Annotated in this window: 16 protein-coding genes and 1 pseudogene; 6 read left to right on the plus strand and 11 right to left on the minus strand. The window is 41.2% G+C overall.

The genetic code is table 11. From position 1 onward, the window contains the following. From RM368_RS33715 to RM368_RS33725, 3 genes are all read left to right on the plus strand, one after another. Window positions 1-2,403: transposase family protein (locus RM368_RS33715; protein ID WP_322698086.1), on the plus strand; the 2,403-nt coding region annotated here is incomplete at its 5' end. Between the two features lie 69 nt (window positions 2,404-2,472). After that, window positions 2,473-2,712 (plus strand): ATP-binding protein, encoded by a 240-nt coding sequence (locus RM368_RS33720; RefSeq protein ID WP_322698087.1) that lies wholly within the window; start codon window positions 2,473-2,475, stop codon window positions 2,710-2,712. Then, window positions 2,696-3,202, plus strand: coding sequence for a hypothetical protein (locus RM368_RS33725; protein WP_322698088.1), 507 nt, complete (start codon window positions 2,696-2,698; stop codon window positions 3,200-3,202). The genes RM368_RS33720 and RM368_RS33725 overlap by 17 nt, the downstream gene beginning before the upstream one ends. A 9-nt stretch (window positions 3,203-3,211) precedes the next feature. Here the strand turns inward: RM368_RS33725 and RM368_RS33730 are convergent, their stop codons facing one another. Further along, on the minus strand, window positions 3,212-3,622 hold the full coding sequence (locus tag RM368_RS33730; RefSeq protein ID WP_322698089.1) for a hypothetical protein: 411 nt from the start codon (window positions 3,620-3,622) through the stop codon (window positions 3,212-3,214). A gap of 184 nt (window positions 3,623-3,806) precedes the next feature. Here RM368_RS33730 and RM368_RS33735 point away from each other — a divergent pair, with 184 nt between their 5' ends. Continuing rightward, window positions 3,807-4,493 (plus strand): hypothetical protein, encoded by a 687-nt coding sequence (locus RM368_RS33735; RefSeq protein ID WP_322698090.1) that lies wholly within the window; start codon window positions 3,807-3,809, stop codon window positions 4,491-4,493. On the opposite strand, the gene RM368_RS33740 is transcribed toward RM368_RS33735, so the two are convergent. Both RM368_RS33740 and RM368_RS33745 read right to left on the minus strand, forming a co-directional pair. Beyond that, window positions 4,464-4,667 carry a CopG family transcriptional regulator gene (locus RM368_RS33740; RefSeq protein WP_322698091.1) on the minus strand — a complete coding sequence of 68 codons (204 nt, stop codon included), beginning with the start codon at window positions 4,665-4,667 and terminating at the stop codon, window positions 4,464-4,466. The two genes, RM368_RS33735 and RM368_RS33740, sit on opposite strands and share 30 nt — an antisense overlap. Before the next feature lie 672 nt (window positions 4,668-5,339). Further along, the gene (locus tag RM368_RS33745) at window positions 5,340-5,621 is read right to left on the minus strand and encodes a hypothetical protein (RefSeq protein ID WP_322698092.1); all 282 of its coding nucleotides are present in this window, start codon (window positions 5,619-5,621) and stop codon (window positions 5,340-5,342) included. A 77-nt stretch (window positions 5,622-5,698) separates the two neighbouring features. On the opposite strand from RM368_RS33745, the gene RM368_RS33750 reads away from it, so the two are divergent. After that, on the plus strand, window positions 5,699-5,857 hold the full coding sequence (locus tag RM368_RS33750) for a hypothetical protein (protein ID WP_322698093.1): 159 nt from the start codon (window positions 5,699-5,701) through the stop codon (window positions 5,855-5,857). Window positions 5,858-5,895: 38 nt separating this feature from the next. On the opposite strand, the gene RM368_RS33755 is transcribed toward RM368_RS33750, so the two are convergent. Further along, a complete protein-coding gene (locus tag RM368_RS33755; RefSeq protein WP_322698094.1) occupies window positions 5,896-6,978 on the minus strand; it encodes an iron-containing redox enzyme family protein in 1,083 nt (360 codons plus the stop codon). Window positions 6,979-7,082: 104 nt separating this feature from the next. Further along, window positions 7,083-9,494 (minus strand): NACHT domain-containing protein, encoded by a 2,412-nt coding sequence (locus tag RM368_RS33760; protein ID WP_322698095.1) that lies wholly within the window; start codon window positions 9,492-9,494, stop codon window positions 7,083-7,085. A 1,458-nt stretch (window positions 9,495-10,952) separates the two neighbouring features. Here RM368_RS33760 and RM368_RS33765 point away from each other — a divergent pair. Beyond that, a complete protein-coding gene (locus RM368_RS33765; RefSeq protein WP_322698096.1) occupies window positions 10,953-11,141 on the plus strand; it encodes a hypothetical protein in 189 nt (62 codons plus the stop codon). A gap of 248 nt (window positions 11,142-11,389) precedes the next feature. On the opposite strand, the gene RM368_RS33770 is transcribed toward RM368_RS33765, so the two are convergent. The 6 genes and pseudogenes from RM368_RS33770 to RM368_RS33795 form a co-directional block, all read right to left on the minus strand. Further along, window positions 11,390-11,989 (minus strand): DNA cytosine methyltransferase, encoded by a 600-nt coding sequence (locus tag RM368_RS33770; RefSeq protein ID WP_322698097.1) that lies wholly within the window; start codon window positions 11,987-11,989, stop codon window positions 11,390-11,392. A gap of 132 nt (window positions 11,990-12,121) precedes the next feature. Next, complete coding sequence (locus RM368_RS33775) at window positions 12,122-12,517, minus strand: ASCH domain-containing protein (protein WP_322698098.1); 396 nt, start codon at window positions 12,515-12,517, stop codon at window positions 12,122-12,124. A 67-nt stretch (window positions 12,518-12,584) separates the two neighbouring features. Continuing rightward, window positions 12,585-13,952, minus strand: coding sequence for a replicative DNA helicase (locus tag RM368_RS33780; protein WP_322698099.1), 1,368 nt, complete (start codon window positions 13,950-13,952; stop codon window positions 12,585-12,587). A gap of 9 nt (window positions 13,953-13,961) precedes the next feature. Then, window positions 13,962-15,281: a helix-turn-helix domain-containing protein gene (locus RM368_RS33785; protein WP_322698100.1), complete on the minus strand. Its 1,320-nt coding sequence runs from the start codon at window positions 15,279-15,281 to the stop codon at window positions 13,962-13,964. A gap of 62 nt (window positions 15,282-15,343) precedes the next feature. After that, a pseudogene (locus RM368_RS33790) lies at window positions 15,344-15,694 on the minus strand (alpha-ketoglutarate-dependent dioxygenase AlkB family protein); the annotation flags it as partial. 106 nt (window positions 15,695-15,800) lie between these two features. After that, on the minus strand, window positions 15,801-16,019 hold the full coding sequence (locus tag RM368_RS33795; protein WP_322698101.1) for a hypothetical protein: 219 nt from the start codon (window positions 16,017-16,019) through the stop codon (window positions 15,801-15,803). Window positions 16,020-16,214 lie beyond the last annotated feature (195 nt).

The following is a 16,214-nucleotide window of genomic DNA, read 5'->3' on the forward strand; positions in this document are numbered from 1 at the left end:
GAAAGCTATGTCACTTATACAGCAAGCTCTTTAGCTCCACTGTCGCCCCCTGAACGACTAGCCCTTAAATATCCCGGACGCTACCAAAAAACTGCCGACGGTAAATGGCACAGCCTACCAGGAACAACCCATGCCTCTTCTTATGGACTCAAATACCACATTCGCACCGATAGCGAACTGCATCCCATCTTCACCCAAAACCTCATCTTCCTAGAAGACTACCTCTTATTCAACACCAACATCCCCCACACCATCACAGAACAAATACTCACCGCAGTCCAAGCCAAACCCGGAATCACCATCACCGCCACACTGGCCTCAATACCCGGAATCAGAGCCAACGACATCTACGCCATGATAGCCACAGAGCAACTCTACGTAGACCTGTATGCTTCCCCCCTAGTAGAACACTGGCGAGTACAGTTATATCCAGACCAACAAACCCATCAAGCCTACACACATCTAGCCATAACAACACAGCATTATCAACAAATACCCGCACCCACAGCACTCATACCAAACACAGTCCTGCTATGGGATTCTAAGCCCTGGACATTAATAAATATTGGCGAAACCACCACCACACTCCTACCCGAAATCGGACAACCCATCCAACTACCAACAGCATATTTCCTGCAACTATTGGAAAGCGGCAACATCAAAATTCAAAACTCAGAAAAACAAGCATCCATCAATAATGCAGTCCAGGCACTCATGGATGCCGCCTCTCCGAGCGACCTCAGCCAAGCAAATCACCGATATCATCTAGTACAAGCCTATATTCAACGCCACGCAGATATCTACAAAGATATTCCTGCCAGTACCTTGAAACGATGGGTAAAACAGTTTCGAGAAGCCGAAGCCACATTTGGTTGCGGTTACGTTGGTTTACTGCCACGTACAAACAGTAGAGGAAATCGTCAACCCAAAGCACCCACAGGTGGTAGCGAATTACTAAATAAATTTATTACCGAACACTTCGAGACACCAAGACAAGCACCAGCCGCTTCAGTATATAGATTATATGTCAGAGCTTGCAACGAATTAAATATACAACCCCTGAGTTCTCGTACCTTTTATCACCGCCTTAAACAGCGACCAATCCACGAACAAACCAAAAAACGTCAGGGAGCAAAAGCCGCATACTCAACAGAACCAACAATCTTAGAACTAACCCTAACCACACCCAGGCACGGAGACAGACCCTTTGCCATCTGCCACATTGACCACACCCAATTCGACATCGAACTACGCTCCCAAGCCACAGGACGGAACTTAGGAAGACCTTGGCTAACATTACTCATTGATGCCTATTCCCGACGTATCCTCGCCCTTTATCTCACCTTTGACCCACCTTCTTACAGGTCTTGCATGATGGCACTACGGTCTTGTGTCCAGCGTGAGGGTCGTTTTCCCCAAGCCGTAGTCGTAGACGGAGGCAAAGAATTTCATAGTATCTACTTTGACACCCTACTAGCACGCTACCACTGCATCAAAAAAACCAGACCCGGAGGCAAACCGCGTTTTGGTTCAGTCATAGAGCGATTATTTGGCACAACAAATACCGAGTTTGTATACAACCTCTTGGGTAACACCCAAGCCAGTAAACAACCACGGCAACTGACTCCATCCGTTGACCCAAAACAACTTGCCGTTTGGACATTGGCAGATTTGTATACCTACCTCAGCGAGTGGGCATATACCATTTATGATACCAGTGAGCATGATTCCCTGGGGTCAACACCATTGCAAGTTTATACCGATGGATTGCTGATAGCGGGGGAACGAGAACACCGACACATCGCCTACAACGAAGACTTTCTCATGGCCACACGCCCCAGTACAACCAAAGGAACGGCTAAAGTCCAGCCGGGACAAGGAATTAAAGTCAATTACCTTTATTACTGGAGCGATGCTTTCCGTAATCCCGCCGTTGAGAAAACCAAAGTTCCCGTGCGCTATGACCCCTTTGATATGGGTGTAGCTTATGCCTATCTGGAAGGACGTTGGGTAAAATGTATCTCCCAGTATTACAGCACCTTTGTGGGACGTACAGAGAAAGAAGTGCTGTTAGCCGCAGAGGAAATCAGAAAAAAAGACAAGGGTAATTCCGTGAGTACAAATATCTCAGCTAAACGATTAGCAGATTTTATCGCCAGAGCGCAAGAGCATGAAACGCTGCTATTGCAAAGATTACGGGATTTAGAAGCTAAAAGTGTACGGCAAAATTTAACATCTCATGGATATGATGTAACGTCTGCTTCCCAAGTACAAGTTATACCGACGATACCGAGGTCAAAAGCCAATAAGTCCAACCAGGAAGATGTAGCCAAAGTTGATAAAACTGAAAATGTCCAACTTTTGGATGTGACAAAACTGCCTGTCTTTGAGGAATACAGATAATGGAGAATTTTCTGAGTACCGTTAATTACGGATTTGACTGCATCAAGCTTTGAGCGAGGAATATCAGTAATGGAGAACTTTCCTGAATCAGCACAGTCCCAACTCAAGCAATTCAAGGAATATGCGATATCTCATCCCCAGTTGGCACAAGTGGATATGTTGCTCATGGGTGCAATTCGTGAACCGGCGGGGTTTGCTCATGTCCTGGTGTATGGCCCTTCTGGTGTGGGAAAGACGACAATGATTCGGCAAATTACTAGACGCTTAAATGGGACTATTGTTGACCAGAATAGTGTTCTTTCGTTCTGACGCAGAGACGGTACAGGCTAATACTCCTACAAAAGATGCAATAGCTAGTAGCCCAGAACCTAAAAAGAGGCAAACTCGAAAAAAGAAGGAATCTCCTGTGGTAGTAACGGAAACTACGCAGGGTACACAAATTCCTGTGACTGAGGTAGCAGAGGCACAAACTCAACCTAATAAGAGACAAACTCGCTCCTTTAAGCAGACTCCTGTTGCAGTAACAGAAACAACACAGGACGCTCAGGAAATGGTACAGAATACACCCAGTTCTGTTACGGAGACAGCAGAAGTGCAGACCCAGCCAAAGAACAGACAAAAAAGGAAGAAGAAGGAATCGGCTGTTGTCTCGGAGGAAATGCTACAAGATACACTTAGTTCTAAGATTGAGGTAATATCTTTAACAACTGAATCTGACAATGTTGAAGCAGTTCCCAAGAAAAATTCTAGAAGAGGTGTTGGACAACGCAAGCCACAACGAGATCAGGTTGGGGAGTAGGTACAAAATTTACAGTCTTTTGCTTAACAGAGTGATGAATTGATTCAGAGCTTTTTGTGTTGTTTTGTATCCAGGGGCTTGTTTACCTAATTTTAGTTCCTGTAACACTTGGTCACGTAAAGCTTCAAGTTCTGTCATGCTGGGCGAGGTTGGTGTATGCTCTTGAGCGATGTTAGGTTCTTGATCTTGATTTTTATCTTTCCGTGTAATACACGGAAAGTGGTCAACTTCAACCCATGTATTACTTCGTAGGTTGTTGCTTTTCGTCATTTCTTCTAAATAATCTGCTCTTGTCATTCCTAAGCATTCAGCAACGATACCCAATGCTTTCCAGGTATCATCAGTCAGTCTCAATGAGCGTACCTGACGATAATCATCGTTTTTGAGGGTAAATTTCCCTTGAATATCCCGTTTCAGCATAACCCTTACCATGTAATACACCGTTAGGTCAACAAATCTTACCGTGTATTACATGGGGAAATAAGTTTTCTACTTTCACTATTTTTGCGAAGTATAAAATGGAAACCTGCTTTGTGAAGCATAAAGTGAGCTAAAAGCCCATTTTTTCATTCAAGTCACAACTCAGTTGACGGCAACCGCAGGTGTGTCAATTAACAAGTTTCTTGCAAAAATGGCATCAGGGCAGAATAAACCCAACGGACTGACGGTGATTTTGCCAGAGGATGCGATCGCCTTTGTAGAACAACTGCCAATTGAGAAGTTCCACGGCATTGGAGAAGTTACGGCGGCTAAAATGCATTCACTGGGGATTCATACTGGCGCAGATTTGAAAATGCGTTCGTCTCTGACGTTGCCGCAGGCATCGCTGACTGACCTAACACACCACTTTGGTAAAGCTGGTCATTATTACTACAAGATTGCCAGAGCAGAAGATGACCGCCCAGTTGAAGCAAATCGAGTTCGCAAATCGATTGGTGCAGAAACCTCGTTTGCACAGGACTTAAGCGATGTCGGTCAGATGTTGCAGGAACTCGAACAGATTGCCCAAATTGTCGAGCAACGGTTAGAGCTACATGAAACACGAGGACGCACATTAACCTTGAAAGTTAAGTTTCCTGACTATCAGCAGTTAACCCGCAGTAAGACAATGCTTGCTCCCATCAGTGAACTAGATACAATTTTTGAGATAGCCAAAATACTGTTTTTATCAATTGAACAGGAGAATCGTAGTGTCAGATTGTTGGGGATTTCTTTGTCTAACCTTGATAACGCCAAACAAACCCAAGCGATTCAATTGCCATTATTTCAGAATGGGAACATCATATTTTAGCGTAGGTGTAGTCTGTTCAGACGCTGACAACTCGGTTAATGCCAGAGAGCGAATCAACTCCCGAATCACATCAGTTGCAGGTCTACCTGTCATTGCACAATATCGTTCAAGTTTTTCGCTTTCAACTGATGCGAGATTTATTGTGATTCGTTTGATAGCCCATTTTTTGTTCATAACTTGCAATATTTATCAAATTTAATGAATTATCTAGACTTGAAATGCCAAGTGCAATACTTAACAAATATATAGATGTTAACCACAGCATACTTACCGTAAAACTATTTTTAGCACATCCCTCCCCAGAGTATTTACTTGTAGCCTAAAACTTCACTGATAAATTATTTATATGAACTTTAGAACATTTGAAAGGAACTTATATTTTTGGTAAATATTGTTAAGTAAAGCGCAATTGGAGTGAGCCTTGCAAGAGGCGTATAATCAGCAAGTATTGCCAATTAAATTTAGTAAACCTTATCTTCATACAATTGCATCTAATATTCATTTGCTCTTTACCCAAAGGTGAAATTGACTAATTACTCTGGATATAGACTTTCATTCAAGTACTATATTTAACTCTATAACTTAACAAAACTTTAAGCAAGCTAGAAAATTTTCTAGCTTGCTTAAGGTTTAATAATTTTGTTCTTCAGTATTTGTTATGCCAAATTATTAATTAGATATCAAAATTAGGCTAGACAATAAAGCTCAAAAGCCTGAATCAGTGCTAAACCCCATAAATAACTAGTAAATAATGTTGATTTTTCCTGCCTAGCAAGCGTTTTATGGCTTTTTTGAAGGTAATTTAGCATGATAGATATATTAATTTTTATTCAGTCAGAGCTTAATTTACTCACAGAAATCATCAACCCTCAACTCTCGCCACACATCAGACGGTTGCCACCCGGAGTTACCCACAGAGCGTAAGGGACGATAATGTTCACAGATGTATTCGGATTCGCAAACGTAGTCTTCAATGTATACAGGTGGATTTGGTTCAATCACTGGTTCAGGAATATTTTGGCTCTCAGGCATCTCAATGGGTTTAGTCGGTGGTAGGGTTACTTCTGTTTTCTTGTGAACTGGATTAGAGGTTTTTTTGATGAGTCGTTTCATATCTATAGGAATCATTCGGCTTTGCACAAAGAACGGATATCTCAGAATACAAGAAGTGATCAGCGAATCAGAGACATTTTGCTTATTGTTGTATGGGCGTGGATTGCTTTTTAAGGACGGGAGCAGAGTACGATGCCGAATCGCCTGCTGTAGATATGGATTTAACAATAGCTATGATGGTCGGTTTGCATATCGAAAAATATTTGCCGACCATTGGTCGGCAAATAGGTGAAAAAATCCTTACACAATAAGACTTTTGAGCTTAACCTGGTAATAGTTCAAATGATTTTCATACCCCTAACCTGACTGCCAGATACTGGTTGTAGCGCCTCATGACTTCCATGCGAAGCGCACCTCCTATAGCCAGTTCCAATCCTGCTTCTGGTTCTACTTCAACGATCGGGATGATCGCATTGTTCAGCCAGCCTAAACCATGTTTCTCATCTACTTCTATATGGTCGTAAAAATATTCGCATTTTACCCGTGCATCCGAATATAGGCGTTCTAAACCAGCAACAACTGAACGATTACGATTTGGGTCGAAAATTTCGGGCATTCCTAAACTTCCAATTCCCTTAAAATAGTGTCTCCGGTTCAAACCGAAGCAAAAGTACAGGTTATGACCTGCGTAGGGTCGCCAGTCTTCCCAAATGGGGAGTGTTGGTTGCTGTAGACCAAGGGAAGCAAGCATCTGCGTGAACTGCCTACCGTGTGACTTCTCTGCTACTCCATGACCACATTCATCCCACATATTATGAACGATTTCAGCTTTCACTGTCTCTGAAAAGTGGAGTTGTGCTAAAGCTAAGGCATCGCAAAAACGATAGTTTAAAGTCGCATCTGAGAGTAGAAATATATTGAATTGCTCAATAGATGCTTGATTTTTTAAAAAGTTTAACAAGCATTTATCGAGATCCGATTCTGTGTGTGCTTGTTGAACAAACCAATCACGAAGTAATTTTGGGTGTTTTGCTTCAGACGGAGATGGTAATTGTTTTTGAATGCGTGGCAGTTCATAATTAAGCCATGCATTTTCAATTTGATTACGAATTGTTAATAGCCAGGGGCTATGTTCGTGTATACAAATTGGTGATAGGGGGTGGCTAAGACTTACTTCATAGATATTATAAAGACTTTTATGAACTTCTAAAAGTGCTACAGATTCTTCCTCAGTAAATGCTGAATGCAAAATGATTGGCAAATCTCGGTATAAGGTGTTAAAGATTGTCTCAGCTTCTGGAAGCATCTGGTGAGTATTAGAAAGAAGATAGACAATTTTTTCTGATAATGTATGTGCCTTTTCTGGAGATTGAGGAGTTATAGAAGAAGGTTTTAAGTTAATTGCTCGATCAGTTGATGAATTTAATAGCATTTAAGTTAGAGAAATTTCTTGAGGTTAATATCAATTAAGGAAGAGTTTTTGGAAATCAAATAAATATGTAAGACCTAATTCAGCTATCCAATAATAGACGAATTTTATAGAACTTTTGGTAAGAATAATGTTTCCAAAATTTCTTCACGCACTTGAAAAGTAACAAGGCAATCTGTTTGAAGTAAACAGTCTATTAGCAGCTTGTTTGCATAATAATAATCTTTAAGGCTTTGTTGATCTTCTTCGTTAAAATCTTTAAAACTAACTCCTAACAATTGATCGCCTAATAGCTTTTTACTTGCGACTTCTCTGACTTTATCTGCACCGTGCTTTAATCTCTCTTCATTTTCTTGCATAGTATTATTTACTTCAAAAAAATCACTCATTATCCTCTCTAGTTCTTCTCGATTATCTTGGCGTATTTTTTTAGATTTTATACCATAATTAACAGCAATTTTCATAATTTCATCAGCAGAAGCTGCATTAATTACTTTTATACTTGCTTCATCAGTCATGTCGTCATATTTTTGAGCATGAATAATACCCTCTTCCAAGCTATTAATATCTTTAAGTATACGAGTAAAACAATTACCACAAGTTAAGTACTTTGTTTGTGGTTCCAACAAAAAGCAAAGCTGTCTATCTGGGTCGATGTCATAATCAATGTCAAAATAAAATGCACGAATAGCAGCAGAAAATTTCTTTGCTTCTAGATTATTTTTTATCTGAAATAGTTGAAGTAGCGATTGAGATTTTTTATTTACAAGCTTCAGATATTTCTGTAGATTATCTTTCCCCTCTAAGATTTGATTGGCTTTCTCCTTCATCAATCTAAAAAGGTTACTAGCATCTAATAATATCTCTGCTACTAAAAGGAAAATCTCCCTCCATTTACGGTCTTTTAGATGTTTAACTAGCTTTTGTAATTCTTCTTGATCTTTTTGTAATTTCTGATTACTTATTAATTTGTTATCAGCTTCCGAATCTGGGAATTTATCATTATTTTTAAAGTCCTCATCCTGATGTAATTCTTCATCTGATATTTGTGGGATTAAGCTAACAATTCTTTTAGCAACAAAATACTCATGAAAAGTGAGGTGAGAAAATGAATAAATACCTTTAGCTCGCTCAATTATAATCCCATGTTGAGCTTCCATAGCTTTCAAAAGCTCTTCAATATCACCCTGTGAAATATTTGACTCACTATCAAAATTTGATATTTTCTCGATATATTTTTTCAGAATGAGCTTGACTTCTAATGGGGTAAAAAAATACTTTTCCTTTTCAAAAGTACTGTAAGCAATTTGACGGAGTAAATCTTTTTTGCGTAGAAGTGATAATTTTTGATAAATTTGATCTCGATGAATTCCACGTTTGGCATCCCATTTTTTTAGTAAAACATCTAATCCTTCATGATAACTTTCCGAACGACTATTTGGTAGACAAGCAGATTCTTCAAATACTAAGCATAGAAGAGTTAGCAACAGAGGAGTGACGGCTAATTGATAGATACGATTATTCTTATTCAGGTACTTAATAAACTTCTCTGACTTGACTGATTTATTTTTGAACCAATTGTTGGCAAATTCATTAATTTGTTTATTATCAAAATCAGCTATCTCTACTTCTGTGAATTTATCAAAGGTATACTCCCATGCCGCAATTCGACAAGCAATAACAAAATGATTGTCAAAATATATCCGAGAAAAACTTCTAACTTCTTTTAAAGTATGCTCTTGATATTCGGCGCTAACTTCATCTAATCCGTCCAGTAAAATCAGAGCAGAACCCTGTTTAAATAATTCGATGAGCTCTTCTTCTGTTACATCACACCCAGAGTACTGCTGCCTAATATATTCTAATAAACTAGGTTGAGTTGGATCTTCCGCAAAATATTTTAAAGGGATAAAAATAGGTACAAGGTGAGATTGAAAACTACCTTGATTGCACTGAACTGCTAGATATCTTAAGAAGGTTGTTTTACCAGATCCTGGCTTTCCTAGTACAATTAATTTCTTATATTTTTCAACTGCTTTTACGCCAAGAACCCGCTTTTCTACAACTTTACCTAACCCAAATCTGTCAAAATCCTCATATCCACATTCTTTAAGTAATTCATCAATTGTTTTACGTCGGAGTGCTATTAGCTTCTCCAAAATATTCACATCGGTATAGATTTGACTTAACTCAATCGGTTGCGTCATATCTAGTATACGCATCGTTCCGCACAACTCTTGAGTTAGTTCTTTTACCTGAGTCCGCACCTTTCCAACTAAATCTTGAGCTGAAGGTGCCAAATATCCATACACAATCTCTTGGTAATCAATTTCTAACGCTTCACAAATGGTGGTAAAGTACTTTTCCCAAACGTTCTCGCCGTTAAAAAACTTACTGATAACAGAACGATTGCAACCCAGTTGAGCAGCTAGAGACTCTTGCGTGAATTCTCGCTCTGTAAAAGCCTCATGTGCTTGCTGGAGTCCTTTTGGAGATGCTTTCAAAGAGGGTTTTGCCATTGCTGTTACAGTTAGGTACATACATTATAGCAATTATAGCCTTAATAAAACAACATAGCAGTTTTTTCTAAAAGCTTTAAATAAAAATAAATAGACAATAGCTAAAAATAAGTAAACATACTTGCAAAATAAATCATAGTAAGTTAATGTACTTGTAAGCCAACAGAGCGAGTCATAGTCGCTCTAGAAGGAGTAGACCTATGACTCATAATGACTTTACAGAATTTTCACTAAGAGAGTGTCTAGACAGTCTGCCCAGGTTTATTGGGACAGAAAGCCCGTATTATGCTTCTCTCAAAAGAGTTGGGAAAGATAACCAAAGGATTACTTTTCCGAATAGACATTCAATCACCTGTCCTTATGAGGAGCTAATTGATGTAGCTAAGGAGTACGGTCTTACCCCATCACCCTTGGGGATGACCACTTTGTTGTCGCAGCAACCTCCTAATAGCGCGATTGATTTTTTTCGTTCCAGGGTTATTGTTGTGGCAATAATCAGTGGTTTTGGGATGGTTAGAGTGGAATTCCCCGACTCTAGGTCATTTATTGGCAAAGTGGAAATATTTTATAGAGGGCAGCAAATAAAGACTCGCTAATAGTTTTTGAGTGGTGAAGGAAAAATAAATTCTGTCCTCCTAGTTTTTACACACTTCATTTAGAGCAGCTGGTACAGCTGACACTTACTAACAAGTAAATATCTACTCGTTAATATCCAACTAGCCTTGAGGATTAGATACTAATCACATGCTGTTTCAAGTGTAAACCCACATGAACAGCTTTTTTGTTGGAAGTTACATACAACATACAGGGCTGTTGTATTTGTCAATAGCTTGTTGTAACCGAAGGTGTATTTATTTCAAATTTAACTCTTAAAAAAGGGCAAAAGCATGAAACATCATCTAACTGACGACGGTAATTTCTTATTCAACTCGGCTTGTAAGGTACTGAAATTTTTTCTGCTGAGTCTGTTTGGTTTCGTGATTGCGTATGTCATCTCTCAAGTTTTTGGAGTTAACACAATTGTTCAAATGCTATTATCTCCGAGCCTATGGGAGTGGCTTGGACGTATCGCAGTGTTTATCTTCTGCTTATTTGCAGTTGCCATTATTTATGAGTCTTCTCATTAATTGTCTATCGACATTATTGAGTCAGGTAGGAGTTAGTGGATAGTTCAAGAGAGAGGAAAACTGCCCGACGCTTTCTAAGAGACATCTTGCTAGCTAAATCTTTGTAGGAGTATGTGGACTCGCTCTCCGTGGCGCTATCTGTTTCAGTAAAGCGACAGACGACGGGTCTTGGGTTTAAGGCCCCGATTGTTGCCTCAACTTCCCCTTTCATTACGGCAGTCAGCATGGCTCCTTTCTCAGTATGGAGCGAATCCCCTACTGAGCAAAGCTCCTCCAGCATACCTGCCTCCTTCAATTTGTAATCCATGCGGTATCGGATTAGATTATCGTCATGAATAAAGTTTTTTTGAATATTTATTTGGTAGCTATTACATTGCTACCGCTTGGTTTAGCCGTTATGGACTCTAGTTATATACCTTTAGCTACTGGCATTATTCCTACATCCATAACTTGTTTGTTGCAGCTGAATTCCAGTAAGACTACAAAACCCCAAATTGAAGAGAGTGAAGATTCAGACTGACTTAGTATAATCTAACTCTAATTTTGATGATTATACACTCGTACTGATAGGGAAATTAATGTTTGACGACTTTGAACAATAAGGAGCGCTGGTTGCATCAGTACTCAAGTACCCAAGTGCTTATGGGTATATTGCCATACCCACTGCCTCTCTAAATCGTAGCTGATCGCTCGTGCGATGGGCGATCGCATTTGAAGAAGGCGAAAGATAGCAACTATTCTTCTAGGTTGTGACAAGGTTAATCATGCTTATGCCTCATTATGAGCGAGAAGACTGCACAAATAATCAATCCGTTTCCAAGCGATCGCAGCTTGCCTTGGAGAACAACTCAATCCATAAGCACGACGGGCATCATAATTCCCCTTGATTCCCTTGGCTACTCCAATGGGAACCCCAAAAGCCACCTCACGAATGCCGGGTTCAAAGCTTCGGTCTTCATGAGAGAGCCGTACTTGCGTAATCTGATTTCCAATTTGGTCTGCCCAGGGGGTTGGCTGTTGACGGTGGAATAAGCCATCGGCGTAGGCAATGATAAAGACTCTTTCTCTTTCATGTGGCAAGCCGAGGCAGTACGCGGGTATAGTTTCCCATTCACATACGTACCGGATTTGGGAAAGGTTTTCGAGGACTGTTGCCATTCCTCTAGCGAGTAGCCCTGTTGGGTTTTCGATGAGAGCGATTGCTGGTCTACACTGGTTGATGATGCGGAACATTTCGCGCCACAGTCCTGACCTGGGGTCGTTAAGTCCTTTTTTATCTCCAGCGTTACTGGTGCCACTACAGGGGAACTCGTCGGTGGCAACGGTAGTTGGTAATATCTGCGTGGATTGGAATTCCTGGTTGTTCATGGCGCAATTGTGATTGAGAATAAAGGGAAATTTCAACAAATTGGTGGACTCGGAATTTGTGGGATAGACCTGCGGTTGATATTCCGTGGTGGCAGAGTCCGCCGATGCCGGAAAAAAGCGAAAGAACTGATTTCATAAGGCGATCGCACTCCTGACCAAATCATCAGGTACTTCAAAAAGCCCCAGTTGTCCAATGTAAGGAATCGGCGTGATTTCTCGTGGATTCTCTAGATGCCAGTGGTACTGGTCAGCCATTCCCCAGCCAGACGCAACTTGTGAAAACTGGCAATCAACTATTGTGACAATACCGATGACTTGGCCGCGGCGTAGAGAGATTAGTTCTGGGATTACTAGCCCCATCCCTTGGCAAAATTCTCTCGATAGCTGATACTCTTTCTTGGTACAGGTTTTTGCAGCGTGAATCAGAATATCACCGCGATAATTGATAGGCCAGCCACGGTTTTCTATGTTTTTGAGAGCATAAATGATTGCCCATGCCCAGGGTTGACGAACAGATAGCGCTTTCACGGTGTTCTAAAACTCCAGTAATTGAATGTATGCGTCTAATGCTGCGATCGCTGGATGTGGCTGTAAATTATCTCGCCAAGTTCAAAAATTTCGATGTCGATAAGTCGCACAACATCGTCGCAGTGCCGAGCTTACCGTAAAGCCTGTTTTTCTCAACAATCAACTCGATAGTGCGATCGCTGGGGTCTTTAGTGTAAACAGCATCGCGGTAAAGCATAATCAATTGGTCGCACACCTCAAAGATTTCACCAGAGTTGCGGAGTAAGTGACGATTGGGGCGTTTGTCAGCCATTGTTTGATTCCCCCGATTAATTTGACAGCCCAAGAAAACAGGGATTTTGTGAGACTTGGCGATATCCCGAATCTGGCGGGTAATCTTGCCGACTTCAAAAGCCATATTTCCGCCGGATTCTAGTGGAATCTGCTGCAAGTAATCAATAAACACAGCACCAATAGAACCACCAAATTCACCAATAGCGCGGCGCACCGCACTTGCAATCATTGTGGTTGTAGGGGAGGAATGTTCGTAAACCTTCCAAGGCAGTTCCACCATCTGTCCTATGCCTTGTGCTATTTGCTCCCAGTAGCACTGAGTATTGGTTTGAATTATAGAAGCGTCTACGCCTGTGATTCGGGCTAGCATTCGGGCATTGAGTTGATTCTTATCCATTTCTGGAGTTACATACAGAACAGGCAAGCCAAGTTTGGTCATGATTTCGTAAGCGTAAGAAATCATGAAGTGAGTTTTGCCCATGTGGGATTCAGCAGCCACTACTACCAAGCTGCTGGGATAAATGCCACCAGTAATATTTTCCAGGTCGTACCAACCAATTTTGTTGCCTGCCATGCTTCCCATCTCTAGCTTTTGGAAAAGTTCAAAGCCCATGTCTTGCGCTGAGAAAACCAAAGAGCGTTCATCGCTTTGATTTTGGGTGACGGCGAAAACTTCCGCCTCAGCAAGATTTAGTACAAGTGGTAGTTCAGTTTCTGTTTCGTAAGCGAGTTTGACAACTTCGTTCCCTGCTTTAATTAACTGCCGCCGCCGATATTTCTCCATCACCAGATCCGCCAAAGCGTCGATGTTAACGGCTGATACAGTGCGGTCTACCAGAGTCGCTAACTTGTTTCTACCACCAATGCGATTTAGCAAATTGTGGTCAGCCAACCATGCGGTGATGCTTAGTAAATCTGTGGGTTGGTATGTAGCATGAAGTTGAACTGCGGCTTGATAAATATATGAGTGGGCGCTGATGTAAAAAGCTTGGGCTACTAAGCGTTGTTTACCGCCGTAGGCATCGCTGACTCTAGTCATCGCTTCTGGATCAAGCATAATCCCGCCCAAAATCGCTTCTTCAGCTTCGATGTTTTGTGGGGGCAAGTTGACTTGATTTCGGTCAGGGGCAAAAGAAACTACGTTGTCTTGATTAGGGTACATAATTAAGCTCTAGCGTGCTAATTTTAACTGTGCTTCAACTTCTCGCAAATTCATGGAAGATGGTCTGGTGTTGCTCGGAACTTTTGGCTCATTTGCTTTGGCTTGAAGTTTCGCTTTTAGCTCCAGCATTTGTGGGCTGTGTTGATAGTTATTGGATGGAACCCGAATGGATTGCTCAAGAGTACGGCGCTTATGATCTTGTGCTAAAGCATCTTCGAGCGTGATGCTAGTGGTGTTGCTTGGTCTTTTTGTCGTAGCAGTATGCAGTTGGGGTAGGGGCTGTTTTTCTGTTTGCAATGCCTGGTTATAGCGCTGCATCAGGTTTGTCCATCCCCCTTTGGTTTTCTCCCAGGTGTTGATTACTGCGATCGCATGATCTATTTCCTGTTGTGCCGAGCGTTTCGACTTAGTGGCTAATTCTTGTGCTAGGAAGTCCACGACTATCGGGTTGAAGTTCTGGTACAAGTTATTTAGCTTTCGCTCTCCATTGCGCCAAGGTAAAACCCAGCGATTCCACTTGATTGTTTCTCTGACAAGTAGTGGTAGAGAATCATCACTCATAGCAGTCGGGTCTGTTAGCCAGGCATCAATCAGTTCTTTCACGTTCCGGGCTGTCTTGTAGGGACAGGTTATTTGCGATTTATTCGATTGTTCGGATTTATCGAACGACACCGCCGCAATAGTTGATCCTCTTGAGGGGTTATCGGTTTGTTGCGAAGACTCGGATTTTTTTGACAAGGAAGCGGGTAATTGTGGGGTTGGTTCTTCTGGGGTTGATTTTTCTAAGCTTGGTTTTTCTGGAGTTGGTTTTTCAAGGTTTAGTTGTTCAGTTTCATACACACACGATTCTTGTGCGGGAAGTGCGTTCTGAGTTGGGGGTGCTTCTTGTATGTGTTTTTCTTCTAATTTATTTTCTTCTAATTGTTTTTCTATATGAGGGGTGGATGACCCACCTATGGACGATCCACCTATGGATGACCCACTTACGGATGACTCACCTATGGATGAATGATTTTCTCGAAATAACTTTGTGTCTTCTTTGCTGGTAAAAATGTAATATTGCCAGTCAAACTTACCATTGTTCGGATTGTTCTCTTGAACTCTCACTAAATAGTCATTTTGTTCAGCGTTTTTGATAGCATTACGGATTTTGTCTCGTTTGTACCCCAAATGTTTTTCGATTACCGTAAAATTAATATCAAAGTTTTCATCGTGAGAAGCTACCCAAGAAATTAACCTAAATGTTGAATCAGTAACGTTGTGATCACGAATTAAACTGTTGGGAATTGCAGTAAACTGTTTAGAGGGTTTACCATTACGAAATCCCATAAAATCCTCCTTGAATATTAATAATCTTGGATATAAACCTCAGCAATAGCGATAACTTGAGGTCATCTTTTACCCCCAACGTGGGGTCGAAAAGTTAGATTAATCCGTGTGCTAATGACTTTATTAGTTTTCGGAACTTGATGCAGATGAGTACTCTGACAACCCGGAAGCATCACCAGCAGACTCCCATGCTCCAGCCAACAGTCAGTCGGCTTACCCCCGATGGGCTTGATTTGGAATTTCCTCACCGAACCTAAACTGATTGATGCGATCGCGGGATTTAACCCCATTGAAGCTTCACTGTCGTTGTGCCAGCCGATACTGTCTTGTCCACTTCTATACTGATTGCCAATAACGATGCGGAAGCTGTAACCAGTAGTTGCGGTGATTCTGTCGCGTAACTTAGACAGAGCGTCTGTCCAAGGTAGTGGTTTGAGTAGTACGCTTTTGAAAGCCCATCGGGGATATTAATGTGAGCCTCACTAGTAATCTTTTCGGTGACTGTAACAATGACTCTCATTAGTATTTTTCCTCTTTTAATTGCTCTAATTCAAATTCAGCTAGTATTGATTCAAATTCTCCAATCGCAAATAAAGCCATAGCCACACACGCTCTTTCCGCTGGATGTGTAGCTGATTGCATCCGATAATCTTCGGGGACTACATAGCCTTGAATTGCATAGAACTTCTTAGCTAATTTTTCAATCAGTACATCTTTTTGGAAGTATCCAAGTTCCATATCCTTTCCCCTCAAAGTGGAATTTGTCTTTGTTGTAAAAGTCTTAATTCTTGATTACTGGGCGATCGCTGTGTTTAACCAATCCCCATGCCCAATGCCCAATGCCCAATGCCCAATGACCAATGCCCAATGACCAATGACCAATGACCAATGCCCAATGACCAATGACCAATGACCAATGCCCAATGACCAATG

It is taken from the genome of Nostoc sp. DedSLP03, from assembly GCF_034530815.1.
Lineage (GTDB): Bacteria > Cyanobacteriota > Cyanobacteriia > Cyanobacteriales > Nostocaceae > Nostoc.